At 71.3% G+C, this 18534-nt stretch carries 15 protein-coding genes; 4 read left to right on the plus strand and 11 right to left on the minus strand.

From position 1 onward, the window contains the following. Positions 1 to 121 precede the first annotated feature (121 nt). From ACFY9V_RS21740 to ACFY9V_RS21785, 10 genes are all read right to left on the minus strand, one after another. The gene (locus ACFY9V_RS21740; RefSeq protein ID WP_391162463.1) at positions 122 to 3196 is read right to left on the minus strand and encodes a BTAD domain-containing putative transcriptional regulator; all 3075 of its coding nucleotides are present in this window, start codon (positions 3194 to 3196) and stop codon (positions 122 to 124) included. A gap of 119 nt (positions 3197 to 3315) precedes the next feature. Further along, positions 3316 to 3807, minus strand: coding sequence for a pilus assembly protein TadG-related protein (locus ACFY9V_RS21745; protein WP_391043130.1), 492 nt, complete (start codon positions 3805 to 3807; stop codon positions 3316 to 3318). 3 nt (positions 3808 to 3810) lie between these two features. After that, entirely contained in the window at positions 3811 to 4254 is a 444-nt protein-coding gene (locus ACFY9V_RS21750; RefSeq protein WP_355337501.1) for a TadE/TadG family type IV pilus assembly protein, read from the minus strand. A 4-nt stretch (positions 4255 to 4258) separates the two neighbouring features. After that, the gene (locus tag ACFY9V_RS21755; protein WP_355337498.1) at positions 4259 to 4777 is read right to left on the minus strand and encodes a TadE family protein; all 519 of its coding nucleotides are present in this window, start codon (positions 4775 to 4777) and stop codon (positions 4259 to 4261) included. Between the two features lie 20 nt (positions 4778 to 4797). Further along, entirely contained in the window at positions 4798 to 5046 is a 249-nt protein-coding gene (locus tag ACFY9V_RS21760; RefSeq protein ID WP_355337495.1) for a hypothetical protein, read from the minus strand. Between the two features lie 100 nt (positions 5047 to 5146). Then, positions 5147 to 6058, minus strand: a complete 912-nt coding sequence (locus tag ACFY9V_RS21765) for a type II secretion system F family protein (protein ID WP_391162464.1) — start codon at positions 6056 to 6058, stop codon at positions 5147 to 5149. Then, on the minus strand, positions 6055 to 7131 hold the full coding sequence (locus ACFY9V_RS21770; protein WP_355337489.1) for a type II secretion system F family protein: 1077 nt from the start codon (positions 7129 to 7131) through the stop codon (positions 6055 to 6057). The genes ACFY9V_RS21765 and ACFY9V_RS21770 overlap by 4 nt, the downstream gene beginning before the upstream one ends. After that, the gene (locus tag ACFY9V_RS21775) at positions 7131 to 8438 is read right to left on the minus strand and encodes an ATPase, T2SS/T4P/T4SS family (RefSeq protein ID WP_391162465.1); all 1308 of its coding nucleotides are present in this window, start codon (positions 8436 to 8438) and stop codon (positions 7131 to 7133) included. The genes ACFY9V_RS21770 and ACFY9V_RS21775 overlap by 1 nt, the downstream gene beginning before the upstream one ends. Then, positions 8435 to 9238: a hypothetical protein gene (locus tag ACFY9V_RS21780; protein WP_391162466.1), complete on the minus strand. Its 804-nt coding sequence runs from the start codon at positions 9236 to 9238 to the stop codon at positions 8435 to 8437. The genes ACFY9V_RS21775 and ACFY9V_RS21780 overlap by 4 nt, the downstream gene beginning before the upstream one ends. Before the next feature lie 19 nt (positions 9239 to 9257). Next, on the minus strand, positions 9258 to 9923 hold the full coding sequence (locus ACFY9V_RS21785; RefSeq protein ID WP_355337480.1) for a hypothetical protein: 666 nt from the start codon (positions 9921 to 9923) through the stop codon (positions 9258 to 9260). 506 nt (positions 9924 to 10429) lie between these two features. Between ACFY9V_RS21785 and ACFY9V_RS21790 the strand changes: the two genes are divergently transcribed. Then, entirely contained in the window at positions 10430 to 14968 is a 4539-nt protein-coding gene (locus ACFY9V_RS21790; protein ID WP_391162467.1) for an FtsK/SpoIIIE domain-containing protein, read from the plus strand. A gap of 39 nt (positions 14969 to 15007) precedes the next feature. Here the strand turns inward: ACFY9V_RS21790 and ACFY9V_RS21795 are convergent, their stop codons facing one another. Then, the gene (locus ACFY9V_RS21795; RefSeq protein WP_391162469.1) at positions 15008 to 15508 is read right to left on the minus strand and encodes a hypothetical protein; all 501 of its coding nucleotides are present in this window, start codon (positions 15506 to 15508) and stop codon (positions 15008 to 15010) included. Positions 15509 to 15795: 287 nt separating this feature from the next. Here ACFY9V_RS21795 and ACFY9V_RS21800 point away from each other — a divergent pair, with 287 nt between their 5' ends. The 3 genes from ACFY9V_RS21800 (at position 15796) to ACFY9V_RS21810 (ending at position 18401) form a co-directional block, all read left to right on the plus strand. Then, on the plus strand, positions 15796 to 16017 hold the full coding sequence (locus ACFY9V_RS21800; RefSeq protein WP_317452509.1) for a hypothetical protein: 222 nt from the start codon (positions 15796 to 15798) through the stop codon (positions 16015 to 16017). Positions 16018 to 16022: 5 nt separating this feature from the next. After that, positions 16023 to 17366, plus strand: coding sequence for a putative T7SS-secreted protein (locus tag ACFY9V_RS21805; RefSeq protein WP_391162471.1), 1344 nt, complete (start codon positions 16023 to 16025; stop codon positions 17364 to 17366). Between the two features lie 153 nt (positions 17367 to 17519). After that, positions 17520 to 18401, plus strand: a complete 882-nt coding sequence (locus ACFY9V_RS21810) for a hypothetical protein (protein ID WP_391043117.1) — start codon at positions 17520 to 17522, stop codon at positions 18399 to 18401. Positions 18402 to 18534: the final 133 nt, after the last annotated feature.

Below are 18534 nucleotides of genomic sequence, written 5' to 3' on the forward strand. Positions count from 1 at the left end.
ACCCTCGTTGTCGCCGTCATATGCCGTTACCTACGGACTGACAACGACCCCGATCCGCCTCGGGGTTACGGGTGAATCGGATTTGACGGCGCGCGGCGCGTAAGGGAGTGCCTTCCGAGGGTCAGTTGGCGATGCTGCCGCGCCAATCGGGGAGCAGTTCGTCCAGGAGGGCTTCGACGCGGGGCGGGAGGCCGCGGCTGGGGCCGCTGAGGGAGTCGCTGCGGGCGATGAGGGAGTTGGCGGCGGCCTGGAGGCGGGCGGGGTCGCCGGTGGCCTGGGTGGCGCGGAGGAGTTCGAGCCAGAGGCGCTCGTCGTTGGGGGAGACGACCAGGGCCGCCTCGATGGCCGCGACGGCCGCCTTCGGCTTGGCCGCGTCGAGGTGGAGGGCGGAGAGCGCGAGGGCGATCTCGGCGACGAGGACGGGGTGTTGGGCGTCGACTATCTCGTGGGAGAGCCAGCCGTAGCGGCCCGCGGTGCGGTCCTGGAGGAGCGGGCCGCGGGCCAGCGAGAGGGCCTGGGTGAGCAGGCGGCGGCGGGCGGTGGGGTCGGAGGCGGCGCTGCCCTCGGTGGCCTCGTGGTGGAGGGTCTGGAGGACGTCCCAGTCGGAGACGACGGAGGAGGCGAGGACGATCCGGCCGGTGTCGTCGATGGTGAGCCGGGCGATGCCGCCGGGGTCGGTGCCGAGCCAGTCGCGGAGGCGTTCGACGAGGGCGTCGCGTACGTCCTCGGTGACGCCGCGCGGCCAGAGCGCGGAGGCCAGGACGCGGGGGTGGACGCCTTCGCGGTGCAGGAGGAGCAGGGCCAGGGCCTCGTGGAGGAGCTGGCTGCGCTCGGCGGACGGCTCGTCGACGCCGACGAGTTCGAAGGAGCCGAGCAGGCGGGCGTACACGCCGGGCCGTCCCTGGTCGGAGAGGTCCACCATGAACGGCGGGGCGTCGGGGCCCGATCCGGGGCCGTCCTCGCCGCCCGCCTCGGCGAACAGCCGCAGCACGGCCTGGTACTGATCGGCGGGCAGCACCTGCGCTTCGAGGTCGAGGCCGAGCAGCGGGGCGAGCAGCCGTCCCGCGGAGGTGATCTCCAGCTCCCAGGCGGCGCCCGGCATGTCGGGACGGCTGGAGGCGACGAGGTAGCCGATGCCGAGCCGGCCCGCGTCGGAGGCGAGTTCGGCCAGCCGGTTCGCCTCCTCCTCGGTGGGCTCGGCGGCGAGCAGGACGAGGTGCGGTGCCCATTGGGTGTGCTGGGCGCGGCCGGTGCGGCCGGTGAGGACGCTGTCCTGGCCCGCCGTACGCAGGGCGCCCGCCCGCTGCGCGGTCTCCGCGGACATCGTCTCGATGACCTCGGGCACGTCGGCGAGGTGCCGGACGCGGGCGGGGGCGAGGGCCGTGAGGTCCTCGGCGAAGCCGACAAGGGTGACGGTCATCCGGTCCGACCAGCCGTTGGTGGCCAACTCCGAGGCGACGGAGGCCAGTACGGCCTCGCGGTCGGCGGCGGCTCCGGACAGCGAGACGATGCCGGGCACCGCTTCGAGGTTGAGCAGCAGCCGCGCGCCGTCGAGCGTGCCGAGCGCGACCAGGCCGGGGTACGGGGCCGCCGCCGACACGTCCGCGTCCTCGGTGAGGTCGGCGCGGTCGAGCCGCCAGAAGGTCTGGTCCTGGCCGAGCTGCCAGGGGGCCGGCGGCTGGCCCTCGGGCCAGGCCAGTTGCAGGTGCAGGGCCTCGTCGGTGAGCCACGCGGCGTAGACGGTCGGGAGCTTGAGGCCCTCGGCGTCCAGGCGGCCGGACAGCGCGCGCAGCGCGCGGTCGAGGAAGGCGACGGTGTCCTGGTCGGCGCCCACGCGCAGCGCGTCGGCGGCGTCGGCCTGCGGCCCGGTGGGGGTGCGCGGCGTGCGCAGGCCGCCCGCGGTGACCGACTGCCACAGGGCCGTACGACGGCGGCGGCCGAGCGCGGCGAGCAGGCCCGCGGCCAGCAGCGGGGCGGCGATCAGGGCTTCGGACAGGTCGAAGCCGTGCGAGTGGGAGGAGGAGTTCGCGGTGAAGGCGGCGGTGGGCCCGTGCTCGGGGGCCGTCTCGGCGTGGGCCGGGGTGGTGACGGCCGCGTGGCGACCGCCGGACCCGCCCGTACCGCCCGTACCCGTACCGCCCGTGCCCGTACCGCCGGGGCCGGTCTCGGCGGACGCGCTGTCGGTGGAGCCGGAACCGCCCGATCCGCCGCCCTGGGCGCCGGTCCCGCCGCCGCCCTGCTCGGCCGCCGCGTGCTGGGCGGAGGCGTGCGCGCCCTCGGCCGTGGTGTCCTTGGCGCCGCCGTGCTCGGCGTAATGCTGCACGTCGGGCGCGACGTGCGTGGCCGCGACGGGCATCTCCACGAGGTCGCCGCCGTGCGCGTCGGAGGGCATCTCCATCACCCAGCCGGGCCGGATGAGGCTGGCCTGCGACAGCTTGGAGCCGTCCGGCTGCACGCGGTCCTTGTTGAGCTGGTAGATCTCGTTGTACCTGCGGCCGTCGCCGAGGTGGCGCTGCGCGATCTCCCACAGCGAGTCGTGGTGCCGGCCCTCGGGCGGCTGGATCCGGTAGAACTTGGTGTCCTTGTGCGCCGACTGACCCGCGCTCTGGTGCGATCCCGCGGCGTGCTGGGCGGCCTGCTGATGCGGCACGGCGGCGCTGACGGTACGTGCCTGGTGCTGCTGGCCGGGGGTCTGCTGCGCGGTGGCGGCCACGCCCGGCCGCGCCTGGCTCTCGTGCTGGTTGCCCTGGCCGAGCTGGGACAGACCGGGGACGAGGCCCGCGGTGCTCACGCCGACGAGCAGCAGCGCCGCGATCAACTGCCGTGCCAGCAACTGGCTCGGGCCCGCGCCCGGCACCCGGCTCGGCATGCCCACGCCGGAGACCGCCGCCTTGGTCTCGACCAGCACGCACGCCGTGAACTGCGCCCAGGCCAGCCATACGATCACGGCCAGTGTGTTGACGAACGTCTCGCTGGTGATGGGCTGTTGCACCAGGTCGGAGTCGAAGTGGTGCGGGAACGGCGACCCGATGAAGTACAGGAGCGCGCCCGGCACCCCCACCACGAGCACGGCGAGCGCCAGGAACGCGCCGAGCGCGCGCACGAAGTCGCCGAACGTACGGTGCCTGCGCGGCGGGCGCGCCGCCGCCCCACCCTGCTGCGTACGGTTACGTCCCGTGGCGGTCGTGCGTGCCATGGCTGCTTCCTCTGCCTTCGGTTGGAGCGGCTGGTGCTTCGGCTGAACGGCTGATGCTGAACGACTGCTGCTGTACGGCTGGTGCTGTACGAATGCTGCTAAGGGCTGCTTGTCACGGACTAGTTGGCCGGTCCCGTGACGGACTCGGCCGCCGCCGTACCGTGGACGACGATGTTGTGGTCGTAGAAGAAACCGGTGAGCATCGGCTCATACGTGAGCTGGACGGTCACCTCCACCCGGTTGGGCAGGGCGGAGGTGCAGTAGGAGGCCATGACGTCGGCCGGGCTCAGCCCCGACTGCTCGGCGAAATTCCTGACCCTGCCGGTGCAGGCCCCGGTGTTGATCACGGGCTGGGTGCCCGCGGGAGCGTTGCGCAGCGCCTCGACGTCGATGTCCTGGGCCGCGTAACGGGCCGCCTGCTCGGCTATGTCGGCGGCGCGCTCGCGCTTGGAGATCGACAGTCCGCCGTCGACGACGAAGGCGGCGAGCGCCATGAACACCACGGCGAAGATGAGCATCGCGGCGGTGCCGGAGCCGCGGTCGGGGCGGCGTACCACCCTCCGCGCCACCCTTCCTACGAGGCGCCGTACGACATGCCGTGTCGCGTGCATCGGTCACTCCGCCCGTCGGTACGGGTCGAGCGGTGAGGCCGCCGTCGACGTGATCGTCTTGTTGATCTTGAGGCCGAGCGAGGCGAGGCCGCGGATGGTGCAGCTCACCTCGACCCTGAAGAGGGTGTCGGCCTCGAAGCCCTCGCTGGTCTTCTTCACCGACAAGGTGCCGGCCACGCAGGTGTCGCCGAGGTCCGCCCGGGCCGCCGCGATCGCCTCGGACATGGCGACGCCCTGACTGCGCTGGATCGACCCCGCGCGGGCGGCGTCCCTGGCGGCGCCGTCCACCGCGCCCCGGCCGTCGACGAGTTGGCCGAAGGCGACCAGGATCAGGATGAACAGGATCATGATCGGGGCGAGGATCACCACCTCGATGGTGGACAGCCCTCCGTCGGCCCGCTCCCCCACCCGTCTGGTGCGCAGTGCGGTTCGCAGTCGGGTACGCATCGGATCAGCCCCCGTTGTCCGGTACGAAGCGCTCCACCGGCCCCTGGGAACTCTCGTTCACCTTGAAGTGGAAGCCGGGGAAGATGGTCGGTACGTCGGCCGTGACGCGCACGCCGACCGTGGCCGCGTCCGGCTGCAAGGACGTCACCTTGCGGCCGTCCAGCAGATTCGGTCCGAGCTGGTCGATACGGTCCTCGGCCGCACTGGTCGCCTTGCCCGACCAGCCGCCGGGATCGGCGTCGGCCTCCGCCCGCGCCTTGCGGGCACCGGCGTGCGCTGCCGCCTGCGCGACATGGTCGGCGAAGGAGTACAGACCGAACTGCACCGTCGCGAAGATCATGAAGAACAGGACCGGGGTGAGGAAGACGAACTCGATCGCGGTCATCCCGCGGTCATCGCCGGTAGGCGCCCCCGCGCCGCTTACCGCTCTCGTGCTCGTACGGCTGCCCACGCCGCTGTCGCCGCGGGCGGCGTCCAGCCTGCGGCGTACGGCGTGGTGCAGCGCGTCGATTCGTCGTTCCATCACGGATATCGGTCCCGGCCTCAGCAGGTCTTGCTGTCCGTGGTGTTCGAGATGCAGTTGCCGACGTCCGATGCCTTGCCCTTGAGGGCGCCGTTGATGATGACGGCGACCACGCCGACGACGGTGACGACCACCGCGGAGATGATCACCCACTCGACGGCGGAGGCACCGCGGGACAGGCCCTCGGAACGGGCGCGCTCGACGCGCCCCTTGAGGAAGGTGAGAAGGAAGTCGACAGCCGGATGGCTGACCTTGGGCAAGCGGTTCATGGTTCAAGTCCTCTCGACTCGACGCTCGGCGTTTCGATGACAGTGGTGCTCAGGAGGGACGGTGACGATCGGAGACAGTGGTGCTCAGAGACGTTGGTGGTCAGACCTGGAACACGCGCATCGCGGCGGGAAAGATCAGGAAGACCAGGAAGCCCGCGCACAGCAGGAGTTGCGCGACGAGCATGGACTGGGACTTCTCGCCCGCGGATCCCTCGATCTCGGCGAGTTCCCGGTGCCGCATCGTCTCGGCGCGCGAGGCGAGCGACTCGCGGACCTTCGCGCCGTCGTCGGCCACCAGGCCGAGTGTGACGGACAGGTCCCTCAACTCCTCGACGCCCAGCTCGTCGCCGAGTCTGCCGAGGGCCACCCACTGGCTGGTGCCGGTGATTCGGGCATCGGCCAGGCAGTTGCGGATACGGGTCAGGGCCCAGCCGTCGCTGATCTCGGCGGCGGCCATCAGGGCCTCGGGCAGACCGCGGCCGCCCGCGAGGTTCATCGACACCAGGTCGAGGTAGGCGCCGATGACCCGGCGCAGGTCCTTGCGCTTGTCGGCGGCGTCGCGGCGCACTTCGAAGTCCGGCAGGAGGAAGAAGACGCCGCCGCAGATCAGGGCCATCCAGACCGGGATCACGGGGTTGCTGCCCATGCCGAGCTGCCAGATCACGGCGAAGAGGAACGGCCCGAAGATCACACCGGCCGCGGCCAGGATGATCTTCGTGGCCAGGAAGTTCTCCCAGCTCCGGTCGAGCACGGCGAGGTCGGCGCGGAGCGAGCGCTGCTCCCAGCCCTGCTGGAGGTAGAAGGTGGCGACCCGCTGGCCCACGCGGCCCTTGAAGTCGGTCGGTGCGGAGTGCGCCGGTCCGCTGCTGACCGGGCCCGCGGCGCGCATCGCGTCGATCTGCGCCACCGTGTGCACGGCGCTGCGCTTGCCGGGCATGAGCGCCCGGATGAGGACGAAGACGCCGAGGCCGACGGCCGCGCCGACCAGACAGGTGAAGAGGATGTTGTTCATCGTGCCGCCCCCTGACCCGGGATGGCCTGGCCCGGTACGCCGCCGTGGCCGGGCACACCGCCGCGGCCCGGTGCCGCCGCGTGGCCGGGTGCGGCGTGCCCCGGCGCTCCGTGACCCGGCAGCGGCTGGCCGGGGGTCGCCTGTGCGTGGGCGCCGTGGCCGGGCGGCACTCCGATGCGGTCGGCGGCCGAAACGCGCTCCGGCTCATGGACCAGGAACCGGTCCGGCGTCTCGATGTTGGACAGCTTCCGCAGCCACCAGAATCCGGCCGCGAACAGCGCGCACACCAAGGTGAGTACGGCCTGGCCGATCGCCGTGCCGTACGGCTCGACGAAGCTGCGGTTGAAGATGGCCAGGCCCAGCACGAAGGCCACGGACACCACGACGACGATCTGCACACTGCGCCGGGTGCTCGCGCGCTGCGCCATCACGCGCTGCCGCATGTCCACTTCCTCGCGGGCCGACTTGGCGAGCGCGCCGAGCACTTCGCGCAGACCGGGTCCGCGCAGGCGGGCGTTGAGGATGAGCGCGGCGATGATGATGTCGGCCGACGCGTCGTTGATCTCGTCGGCGAGGTGCTGGAGCGCTTCCGGCAGCGGGGTGCGCGACCTGAGGCGGTCGACGAGCGACGACAGGTGGCCGCGCAGTGCGGGTGCGGCGGCGCGGGCCGAGGCGGGTATGGCCTGTTCGAGGCCGACGGCGCCCGCGATGGTGTCGCGCAGCGACTCGGTCCAGGCCGCCAGCGCCTCGACGCGCTTCATCGCGGCGCGTTCCTCCGCCGCGCCGCCGAAGAGCTTGTCCCAGGTGAAGACCAGCACGGCGGTGGAGACACCGAGGACGGCCCAGCGGGTCAGGCCGAGGACGACGAGTCCCGCGACGATGGCGAGCGAGCCGCGCTGCGACAGGAAGCGCATGAACTCCGCCGCTTTGTCGCCGGACGACTCACCCGGCGCTGTCGCACCGGGCTTGGGCGCCCAGCCGCGCATCGCGAGGACGAACAGCGCGATACCGCCGCCGACGGCGGCTCCGGCGAGCAGTCCGTAGAGCACGGACAGGGAGAAGATCCCGGTCATTACCGCCACACCCCCGTGGGCTGGTAGCCGTTGGCGAGGAGTTCCTCGAGGCAGGAGATCGGGGCGTGCGGCAGTGCCACGCCCTCCCGCCCCTCGGCGAACACCTCGCTGGACAGTACGCGGCCGTCCACGCCGTTCACCTCACGGACGGAGGTGACCACACGGCGCAGGGTGCCGCCGCGCTGGAAGTCGTTGCGTCGCTGCACGAAGACGACGAAGTCGATGGCGCCCGCCACCAGCATCTGCGACGCCTCGACCGGCAGCCGCTCGCGCGCCTGGAGTGCGTAGGTGGAGATGCGGTTGAAGACCTCGGCGGAGCTGTTGGCGTGAATGGTGGACAGGGAGCCGTCGTTGCCCTGTGACATCGCGTTGAGCATGGTGACGATCTCGTCGCCGAGCACCTCACCGACGATGACGCGCGAGGGGTTCATGCGCAGCGAGCGGCGGACCAGCTCGGCCATCGAAATGGCGCCCTGTCCCTCGGAGTTGGGCAGCCGCTCCTCGAACGCCACGACGTTGGGGTGGATCTCGGGGAACTGGTCGAGGCCGAGTTCCAGCGCGCGCTCGACGGTGATCAGGCGCTCGTGCGGCGGGATGACGTTGGCCAGCGCGCGCAGCAGCGTCGTCTTTCCGGCGTTGGTGGCGCCGGCGATCATCACGTTCTTACGGGCGAGGACGGCGGCCGACAGGAAGGAGCCCAACTCCGGGGTGAGCGTGTAGTTGCCGACCAGGTCGGAGAGGAAGACCTTTCCGAGACGGGCGCGGCGGATGGACAGCGCGGGGCGGCGCGTGACGTCCATGACGGCGGAGAGCCGGGAGCCGTCCGGGAGCCGCAGGTCGAGTTGCGGGTTCGCGGAGTCGAAGGGGCGCGAGGACAGGCCGGAGTACGCGCCGAGCACCTGGATCAGCTCGATGAGTTCCTCGTCGGACTCGGCGACCGGCTCGACCTGGAGCTCGCGGCCGTCGGAGTAGCCGACGAAGACCTGGTCGCAGCCGTTGATGTCGATGTTCTCGACCTCGGTGTCGTCGAGCAGCGGCTGGAGCCTGCCGACGCCGAAGAGCGCGGCGTGCACGGCTGCCGCGTACGCCTCCTCGGCCTGCGCGTCGGGCGGGGTGCGGCCGAGGTTGATCTCGGCGCGGGCGTAGTCCTCCAGGATCTGCGCGATGATCGCCCGCGCGAACTGCCGCTCGTCCTCGGGTGACATGGCGGGTTCGCCGGTCACCTGGTCCAGTCGGCGCTGTTCCGAGATGCGGTCGCCCGCCTCCTGCCGGAACCGCTTGACCAACTGGTGGTCGACGGTGCTCATCGGAGCACTCCGTACCGGTGCGGTACGTCGGCGGTGATCTGCCGGGCCGAGCGGATCAGCAGGGACTTGTCCAGGCGGCCCCGGCGGCGGCCGTTGAGGGTGTCGGCGCCCGCCGTGTCGTGGGCGAGGGTGCCGACGACCCGTGCGGAGATCTGCGAGGCCACCAGCATCTCGTTGACCTGGCTGGCCTGTCGGGCGCTGTGGCTGGGGTCGGTGATGAGCACGATGCCGATCGGCGGGTGGCCGAGCGCGGCGGCGGCGCCGCGCTGCGAGCCGTGCAGTTTGGCCGACAGCGCACCGGCCCTGTCCCGTACCCGCGCGAGGTGTTCGGGTTCGGTGCGGGCCACCAGGAGGACGAGGGCGGCGTGCGAGAAGAGGTCGAGGGTGGGCGAGTCGGCGCCGATCCGGCCGCAGTCGGCGATCACGTCGGCGGCGCCGTTGGGCGACTCGGCGAGCGTGGCGAAGGCCTGGCCGAGCATCGGCCACAGTCCGGACAGACCGGCGGCCTGTTCGGCGCTGCCGATGCCGACGAGGACGTCGAGTCCGCCGGCCAGCGGCTGGGCGTGGTCCCACAACTGCTCGGCGGCCAGGCCGCGTCGGGCGGTGGCGGCCAGCGAGAGCAGGCCGGTGTTGGGGTCGAGCATGCCGCCGTGCGCGGCGGGTGAGCGGTAGACGAGGTCGCCGCCCGCCGGGTCGGCCTCCGCCAGCAGGACACGGCGCGGCCAGACGGCGGCGAGCGCGACGGCGCTGGTGGTGACGCCTGGTGAGCCCTTGTCCGCGGCGATTGCGATCAGTGCCATGACGTATTCGCCCGCTCGCTCAGTTCTTGCTGTCGGGCATGAGCACGAGCGCCACTTCGTTCGCCGCGGCGGCGAGGGTGAGTTTGCCCGCGACGGAGGAGTCGGCGATCACGGTGACCAGGGTGTCGCCGCCGCCGAGCCCGGAGGAGTCGGACTTCACGGACTTGATGATCAGGCTGTCGCTGATCAGCGTGTTGGCGCTCGCTCCGCCGCTGTCGCCCGAGGAGCCGTTCTGCCCCTTGGCCGCGTCGTTCCCCACCAGATACGCGGCGACGGTGTGGCCGTTGGCGAGACCGTCGGGGAACACGCCCTGCTTGAGGGAGAGTCCGACCAGCGACTTCCCGGCCGGGAGGGCGCTGCTGTTCGTCACCATCTCCTTGACCAGGACGGAGCCTTTGACGATGTTCGTGGACGCCCGATAGTTCTTCTCCAGGTCGCCGCGCTGCTTCCACAGCACGAAGTTGACCCCGGAGTCGTCGGAGACCATGACCTCGCGGAGCGCGGAGGCGGGAATCCGGTCCCCGACCGGGATGTCCTGGTCGATCTTCACGACCGAGATCTTGTTCCCCGCGCGCATGACCATCACGGTGGCACCGAGCGCGCCGACGAGAATGAGCAGCACGGCCAGTGCGGCCAGCGCGGGTTTGCGCTCCCGCGACACTGTCGGCAGCCGCTCTCCGCCCATCGGCGCCCCATGCATGGGCGCGGATCCGGACTGACGGCTGTTACTGCCGCCGCCCGCAGCGGAACGTTCCCTGGTCCTCACGTCACTGCCCCCGTCGAGCCGGCGTGCTTCTTCGAAATCGGTTGCGTGGGGAGAGACTGCCGCGCTCCTGTCCGGCGACAGCCCGCAGGCCGATGTCAAGTCACCGCACGCTATCAGCGCCTTACAAACACCCTCAAGGCGCATCCCGTGACAAGCGACTCACAGCCTTGCAACAGAACGGAACGGCTTCCGTGACATGCCCACGCTCGGGCCGCACGCTACCCCACCCGTCCCGTCCACCCCTCTTCCCTCCGGCCTGAGGACCACTGTCCCACCCGCGACGGGGGCCGTGTCCAGCCCTGTTCCCGGCCTGTGGATAAACCGGTGCAGGTTATCCACAGGCCGGGCACCTGAGGCCCCACGACCGGCCTCCAGCGGATATCGTCCTGAGAAACCAAGTCGAATCCGGGGGAACGAGGAACGTCGTGCGTCTGTCGTTGACCGTGGTCGACCCGCTCGGCGGGGACCGCGCCGATGTTGTGGTGGAGACCGAGTCCGCGTCGACCGTCGCGGATGTCGCGCGCGAGCTCGGACGGAAAGTCGGCGCAGGCGGCGCGGAGATCATCTCGATCTCCGGCGGCCCCTCGCGCGCGCCCGGCTCGCCCGCGGTGTACGTGGACGGGTACGCGGTGGACCCGAGTTGGTCGGTGGCCCAGTCACCGCTGCGCGAGGGCGCGGTGGTCAGCCTCTACGACCCGGCGGGCTGCCTGCCGGGCGAGCCCGCCGGTGTGGTCGAACTGCGGGTCGCGGGCGGCCCGGACGCGGGGGCGGTCCACCGTCTGGGCATCGGCAAGGTGGAGATCGGGCGCGGTGCCTCGTCCCGGATCCGCATCGACGACTCGGAGTTGGCGGAGCGCGCCGCGGTGCTGACCGTGGGCATGGGCGGCACGTGCCAGGTCACGGTCGGCGGCGACACGAAGGAATGGCCGCTCGGCGACCAGCTCTCCCTCGGCAACAGCCTTCTGGAGCTTGGCCCCTATATCCCGCCGAACGCGGCGCTGCATCCCGGCGAGGACGGGGCGACCTACGACTACAACCGTCCGCCGCGGCTGTCACCGCCCGAGCGGACCACCGTCTTCCGGCTGCCGACCCCGCCGAAAGAGCCGGCCGGACGGCCGCTGCCGTGGCTGATGGCGGTCATGCCGCTGCTCATGGCCGTGATGATGGCCTTCATGATGCACCGCATGATGTACCTGTTCATGGCGGTCGTCAGCCCGATGGTCATGGTCGGCAACCACTTCATGGACAAGAAGAACGGCCGTAAGTCGTACGCGAAGACGGTCACCGAGTTCCGCGAGCGCAAAGAACGCATCGAGCAGGACGCCAACAAGGCGCTCGACCTCGAACGCAAGGACCGGGCCGCGGCCTCGCCCGACCCGGCGACCGTGCTCAACACCGCGACGGGGCCGCGCACCCGGCTGTGGGAGCGGCGGCGCGGCGACGCCGACCACCTGCTGATCAGGGTCGGCACGGCGAAGCTGCCGTCCGAGGTGATCCTGGACGACCCGGAGCAGGAGGAGCACCGCCGCAAGGTCAACTGGGAGATCGACGACGCCCCGGTCGCGGTGGAGTTGCGCAGGCTCGGCGTGATCGGTTTCGCGGCGCCCGGCGACGACGCGCGGGCGATGGGCCGTTGGGCGGTGGCGCAGATGGCGACGCTGAGCAGCCCGATGGATGTGCAGTTCTATGTGCTCACCGAGCAGTCGGGGCAGCAGAGTTGGGACTGGGTGCGGTGGCTGCCGCACTCGCGGCCGACCGACGGGCAGGACGCCAGCGCGCTGCTGGGCACGGACGCCGAGACGGTCGCGGCGCGGGTCGCTGAGCTGACCTCCATTCTGGACGGACGGCAGAAGGCGAAGCAGAAGGCGGGCAGCGCGGCCAATCACGCGGCCTTCTTCAAGGACCCGGACATCGTGGTGATCCTCGACGGGTCGCGACGGATGCGGTCGCTGCCCGGCGTGGTGCAACTGCTGCGCGAGGGCCCCGGTGTCGGGATGTTCGCCATCTGTCTGGACTCCGAGGAGCGCTTCCTGCCCGGCGAGTGCCAGGCCGTGGTGATTGCGGAGTTCGAGGCGCCCGCCGTGGACGCGACCGTCGCTTCCGTTCCGGAGACCGCCGCGGCGGCCGCGCCCCGGCAGGGCGGCTTTCCCTCGGTGAACGCCTGGTACGCGGGCGCGCAGCAGGCCCAGGCGGTGGCGGCGGAACCGGCCTCCGGCGCCTTCCGGTTGCGCGTCGAGCAGGCGGGGGTGGCACGCATCCGCAAGGTGCGGCCCGACCTCGTCTCGCCCGCCTGGTGCTCCCGGCTGGCCCGCTGCCTGTCGCCGATCCGGGACATCAGCGGTGACGCCGAGGATTCCGCGATCCCGTCCGCCAGCCGCCTGTTGGACGTCCTGGAGATCGAGCCGCCGACGGCCGACGCCATCGCCTCGCGCTGGCGGCTGAGTCCGATCTCCACCCAGGCGGTGGTCGGCGAGTCCTACGACGGTCCGTTCGCGATCGACATCCGCAAGGACGGGCCGCACGGCCTGATCGCGGGTACGACCGGTTCGGGTAAGTCGGAGCTGTTGCAGACCATCGTGGCCTCGCTCGCGGTGGCGAACACCCCCGAGGCGATGACGTTCGTGCTCATCGACTACAAGGGCGGCTCGGCGTTCAAGGACTGTGTGCAACTCCCGCACACCGTCGGCATGGTGACCGACCTCGACGCCCACCTGGTGGAGCGCGCGCTGGAGTCGCTGGGCGCGGAGCTGAAGCGGCGCGAGCACATCCTGGCCGAGGCCGGGGCCAAGGACATCGAGGACTACACCGACCTGATGCGGCGCCAGCCCGAGCTGAAGCCGATGCCGCGGCTGCTGATCGTGATCGACGAGTTCGCCTCGATGGTCCGTGAGCTGCCCGACTTCGTCACCGGTCTGGTCAACATCGCCCAGCGAGGCCGTTCGCTGGGCATCCACCTCATCCTCGCCACGCAGCGGCCGAGCGGTGTCGTCTCGCCGGAGATCCGGGCCAACACCAACCTGCGGATAGCGCTGCGCGTCACCGACGGCAGCGAGTCCTCCGACGTCATCGACGCCCCGGACGCGGGCAACATCTCCAAGTCCACTCCGGGCCGCGCCTATGTGCGGCTCGGCGCGACCTCGCTGGTCCCCTTCCAGTCCGGCCGGGTCGGCGGACGGCGGCCGGGCGCGGTCGAGAACGTGACGGTGGCGCCCTGGGTGGGCATCGTCGACTGGTCGCAGCTCGGCCGTTCGGCCCCCCGCCGCCCCGCGGGCGCCAAGGGCGAGGAGGACGAGATCACCGACCTGAAGGTGCTCGTCGAGGCGATCTGCGAGGCCAACGAGCGGATGGCGATCCCACCGCAGCACAGCCCGTGGCTGCCCGCGCTGCCCGACAGTCTGCTGCTGGACGAGTTGCCGACGCCGGTCGCCGCGGGGGCGCTGCCGCCCGCCGCGTACGGCATCGAGGACCTGCCCGCGCTCCAGGCCCGGCGCCCGGTGGCCATCGACTTCCACACCTTCGGCCACCTGTTGGCGGCGGGTGCCCCGCGCTCCGGCCGCTCCCAGCTCCTGCGGACGATCGCGGGCTCGCTGGCCCGTACGCACTCCACCGCGGATCTGCACCTGTACGGCATCGACTGCGGCAACGGCGCGCTGAACGCGCTGACGAAGCTTCCGCACTGCGGCGCGGTCGTGGGCCGTGCGCAGTCGGAGCGGGCGATCCGGCTGATCGGGCGGCTCAAGGCGGAGATGACGCGCCGTCAGGAGCTACTGGCCGGTGACGGGTTCGCGGACATCGGCGAGCAGCGCGCGGCGGTGACCACCGAGGAGGAGCGGCTGCCGCACATCGTGATCCTGCTCGACCGCTGGGAGGGCTGGACGCCCTCGCTCGGCGAGCTGGACCACGGGGCGCTCAGCGACGAGCTGTTCATGTTCCTGCGGGAGGGCGCCTCGGTCGGCATCCACCTGATCATCACCGGTGACCGCACGTTGATGGCGGGCCGGATCTCCACGCTCACCGAGGACAAGATCGCCTTCCGGCTCGCGGACCGCTCGGACTTCTCGCTGATCTCGGTCAATCCGCGCAAGGTGCCGGACGAGATCCAGCCGGGCCGCGCGTACCGGGCGGAGTCCGGTATCGAGACGCAGGTCGCGCTGCTCACCGACGACTCCACCGGTCAGGGCCAGGCCGCGGCGCTGGCCGCGATCGGCGCCGCCGCCACCGAGCGGGACGCGGCGCTGCCCAGGGCGCGGCGGCCGTTCCGGGTGGACGTGCTGCCCTCGCGGCTGTCGTTCGCCGACGCGTGGGAGATGCGCGACACCGACGCGGCGCGCAATCCGCTGTGGGCGCTCGTCGGCGTCGGCGGCGATGAACTCACCGGCTACGGGCCGAACCTGTCCGACGGCCTGCCCGCGTTCGTCATCGGCGGCCCCGGCAAGTCGGGCCGCTCGACGCTGCTGCTCACCCTCGCGCGCAGCTATCAGCAGCAGGGCGTGAAGCTGGTCGTCGCGGCTCCCCGTCCGTCGCCGCTGCGTGAACTGGCGGGCGCCGAAGGGGTGTTGCGGATGTACACCGACAGCGACATACCCGCCGACGACCTGGGCAAGGCGCTGGAGGAGGCCGAGGGCGGCCCGGTGGTCGTCATGGCCGACGACGCGGAGCTGCTGCGCGACTGCGACGCCAAGGATGTACTGAAGGAGATCATCGCCCGCGGTTCCGACCACGGCCGGGCCGTGGTCATCGCGGGCGGCGAAGAGGACATCTGCTCGGGCTTCTCCGGCTGGCAGGTCGACGCCAAGAAGGCGCGCCGCGGTGTGCTGCTCTCGCCGCAGCAGACCATGAGCGGTGAACTGATCGGTACTCGGCTGAGCCGCAGCAGCGTCGGCGGGCAGGTCACGCCGGGCCGGGCTCTGCTCCACCTCGGCGACGGTGAGCCGCTGACGGTGACGGTGCCGCTGACCACCTGAGCGACCGCCGTGGGGACCGGCGGCCTGACGGGCCGCCGGTCAGCTGCTCGGCAGTCCCGTGCGGGAGAAGGTGTCGGTCGGGCCACCGGTCCAGCGCACGGTGAGGGTCTTGCCGTCACCGGTCAGTTCGCCGCGGCCGGAGGTGCGTTCCTTGTCGCCGTCCATGCAGGTCAGCGTCAGGCCGAGGCCGTCGCGGTCGGTGTAGGTGCCGCCGCACAGGTGGCTGCTGGTCAGCCCGGCCTTGCCCTTGCCGAGGACGAGTTGGACCTTCGTCGAGCCCTGCGTCGCCAGCCAGACGCCCTCGACGCCCTGCGTCGAGTCGCCGCCGACGACGGAGGAGGCGGTGGGACTGCCCGACGCGCCCGGCTCGGCCGACATGCTCGCCGCCGTGCCCGGAGTGCCGGCCGCGGACGCGCTCGCGCTCGCGGGCGGCGCCTTCTTCGCCTCGTTCCCGCCGCCACTGCCGCACCCGCTCACAGCGAGTGCGGTGACGACCGCCACCGCGGCGATTCCCGCTCCCGTGGACGTACGACGAAGCACCTGAACTCCCCCATGTCGCTGTCTGGACCCGGCGTCGGCAAGCTACCAGCAGGTCCCCGAAGCAGGCGTGGGTGAATCCGCGCACACACGCGACTGCCACAGGACCGTGACCCGTGGGCCATCGACGGCCCGCATACGCCTAATAGAGTAGGGGCCCTGAGATCCGCACGCGGCCCGCGGAATCTTACGTAATGCCGAGAAAGGGTTGATTTTCCATGGGGGACTTGCAGATCAACGGGACGGTGATGGGGGACTTGCGAAAGACGTTCTCCACCATTGCGGACCGAATGGACACGGTGAGCCGGGCGATGGGCAATGCCAACGGCGAGTCGGTCGGCGCGCCCAAGCTGATAGACGACGTCCACGACTTCGCCGACGACTGGCACTACGGCATCAAGCAGATCGGCCAGCACGCCGACACCGCGGTCCACATGATCGACCAGATCGGCAAGACCTTCGACGACGCCGACCTGCAACTCGCCAACTCCCTCAAGACCGGCGGGAAGTGACGGGCGTGACGCGCAGCTTTCCGCATCTGGGCTTCGACCCCACGCCCGGGGACGTCGAGCGCACCCGCTCACTGGCCCGGCAGATCGGTGATGTGCACACCGAGTTGAGCACCACGGTCTCCGAACTGGGCCGGCTCGACTGCGGTTACTGGAAGGGCGAGGCCGCCAGGGCCTTCATTTCTCACATCGACAGCGATGTCACCCCGTTGATCAAGAAGGCGCACGACTCCTTCGGCCGCGCGTCCAGCGCGCTGGGCCGCTGGGCCGAGCAGCTCCACGGCTTCCAGGCGGAGGCCGACACGCTGGAGCGGGAGGCCGCCACCAAGCAGGGCACGCTCGACCACGCGAAGACCGCGGCGGGCATCCCCACGGACAACAGCGTTCCGCACCCGCAGCCTCAGGCGTCCCCCGACCCGGACCCGGCTGCCGCCGCCGACGCGAAGAAGAAGCAGCAGGCCGTCACCGACGCGAACAACGCGCTGGACGGCGTGCGCCACCGCGCGGAAGAGCTGCACAACCGTTTCACCAGCGCCGCCAACGCGATCAGCCACGACCTGGACAAGGCCGGTGACATCGCCCCGGACAAGCCGGGCCTGTTCAGCCGTATGGTGCACGGCATCGAGGACGCCTGGAACGACACGATCCAGTGGGTCAAGGACCACGCCGACATGATCAAACTCATCGGCGACCTGCTCAGCGACCTCAGCGGCCTCCTCGGCGTGCTGGCCATCATCACCGCGCCCTTCGAGCCGTTGGGCGCGATCTTCGCCGCCGCGGCCGTCGTCACCAGCGCCGCCGCGCTGATCACCCACCTGATCGCCATGGCCGCGGGCGCCGACGTGAGCTGGATCAGCATCGGCTTCGACGCGCTGGGCGCGATACCCGGAATCGGCGCCTTCGCCAAGGGCGCCAAGGTCGCCGACGGAGCCATCGCCGCCACCCGCGCCGCCGAACTCGGCGAGGGATTCCGCGGAGTCACCACCATCAGCCGGAACTTCGTCGGCAAAGCGGGCGATTTCATCGCCGGCGGCAAGCAGATAAAGCTGTTCAAGAACGTCACGCTGGAGTTCGGCGGCCTCAAGACCGCCGGGCAGGTCATCTCCGACGGCAAGATCATCAATCGTATGCAGGCGGTTTCCGAGCAGCTTTACCACGGTGGCCAGTTGATCGGTACGAAGGGCATCAAGATGGTCACCGGCGGCCGGGTGGCGATCGACGCGATGGGCAACGTGGGCCGCTCCATCGACGTGGGGCTCAAGCTCGCGCCGAAGCTCTACTCGATCCCGCAGCACATCGGCGAGGCCGTCCACCTCGGCGACCGCTTCGACCGGGCGGCCACCGCCAACTGACGACCGGCGCCGACCGGCGACCGCGTACGGTCGTATCCGCACGGCCGCCGCACGAGGACTCCACGGCGACGTCGACAGCGACCCCGCACAGTGACCCCGCTCAGCGACTCAGCACAGCGACTCCGCTCAGAGCCGACCGAAAGGCGCACGACGATGGACTGGTTCCCGGATCAGGACGAATCCACGCTGGTACGTACGCCGATTCGTTTCGCCACCGGTTACGCGCATCCGGTGGCGGGCTCGCGGTGGTTCCGGGACACCGAGCGGCGCGACATCCAGGCGGAGCTGCCGGGCTGGCCCGCCGGGCCGGAGTACACCCTGCACTCCAAGACGACGCAGAAGGTCGACCGGGTCGGCGGCGGGCTGCTCGGCGGCATCGTGACCGCGCTGCATGTCGCCGTCGAGGCGGTGACCGGCGGCAACTCGGTGCAGGTCGGCGGGGCGTCGCGGTCGGCGCCGCAGGACCCGGCGAACGAGTCCGAGGACTTCCCGGTGATGTGGGCCGCGCCGGGGACCGTCGCGCGTACCGTGCCGTGGCAGTTGGACCCCGCGCGCAGCGCGGAGCGCACCCGCGTGGACGCGGTCGTCACCGAACGCCGCTTCCTGCTGCTGGGCGTCGGGCCCGACCTCACGGCGTCCGCCACCGTCCTGTGGGAGACGCCCCGCGAGTCGGTGGGCGGCGCCGAGCAGTTGGCGTTCAGCGAGGGCGGGCACGATGTGCGCGTCACCTTCACCGACGGGTCGTGGGTACGGCTGTCCACCGGAGCGGCCGACAAATTCGCCGGGGTGCTGGCCGAGCGGCGCAAGCCGCTGCCCGAGTCCGAACTGACCGCGGGACAGCGCGAGCGGCTGGCCCGTTTCGTCGGCGAACTGCCCGCCACGGCGCAGCCGCCACGCGCCTTCCGGCTGGCCAGCGGCGCCGTCCTCGTCGAGTCCCAGGTCCCGGCGAAGGTCGGCAAGGGGCTGTTCGAGACCCACTCCGTCATCATGGGCGAGTCCGGCGAACCGGCCCGCCCGCAGCCTGGCGACCTCTGACCCCGACGGTCCTCGGCCGCCGTCCGAAGCCCCACCGTCCGAAGCCCAGCCGTCCAACGCCCCGCTGTCCAAGGCCCCGACGCCCGACGCCCCGACTCCCCTTGACGACCTCTGCCGTCCAGAACCTCTAGGC

The organism is Streptomyces sp. NPDC008317 (assembly GCF_042955955.1).
In the GTDB taxonomy this organism is placed as follows: Bacteria; Actinomycetota; Actinomycetes; order Streptomycetales; family Streptomycetaceae; genus Actinacidiphila.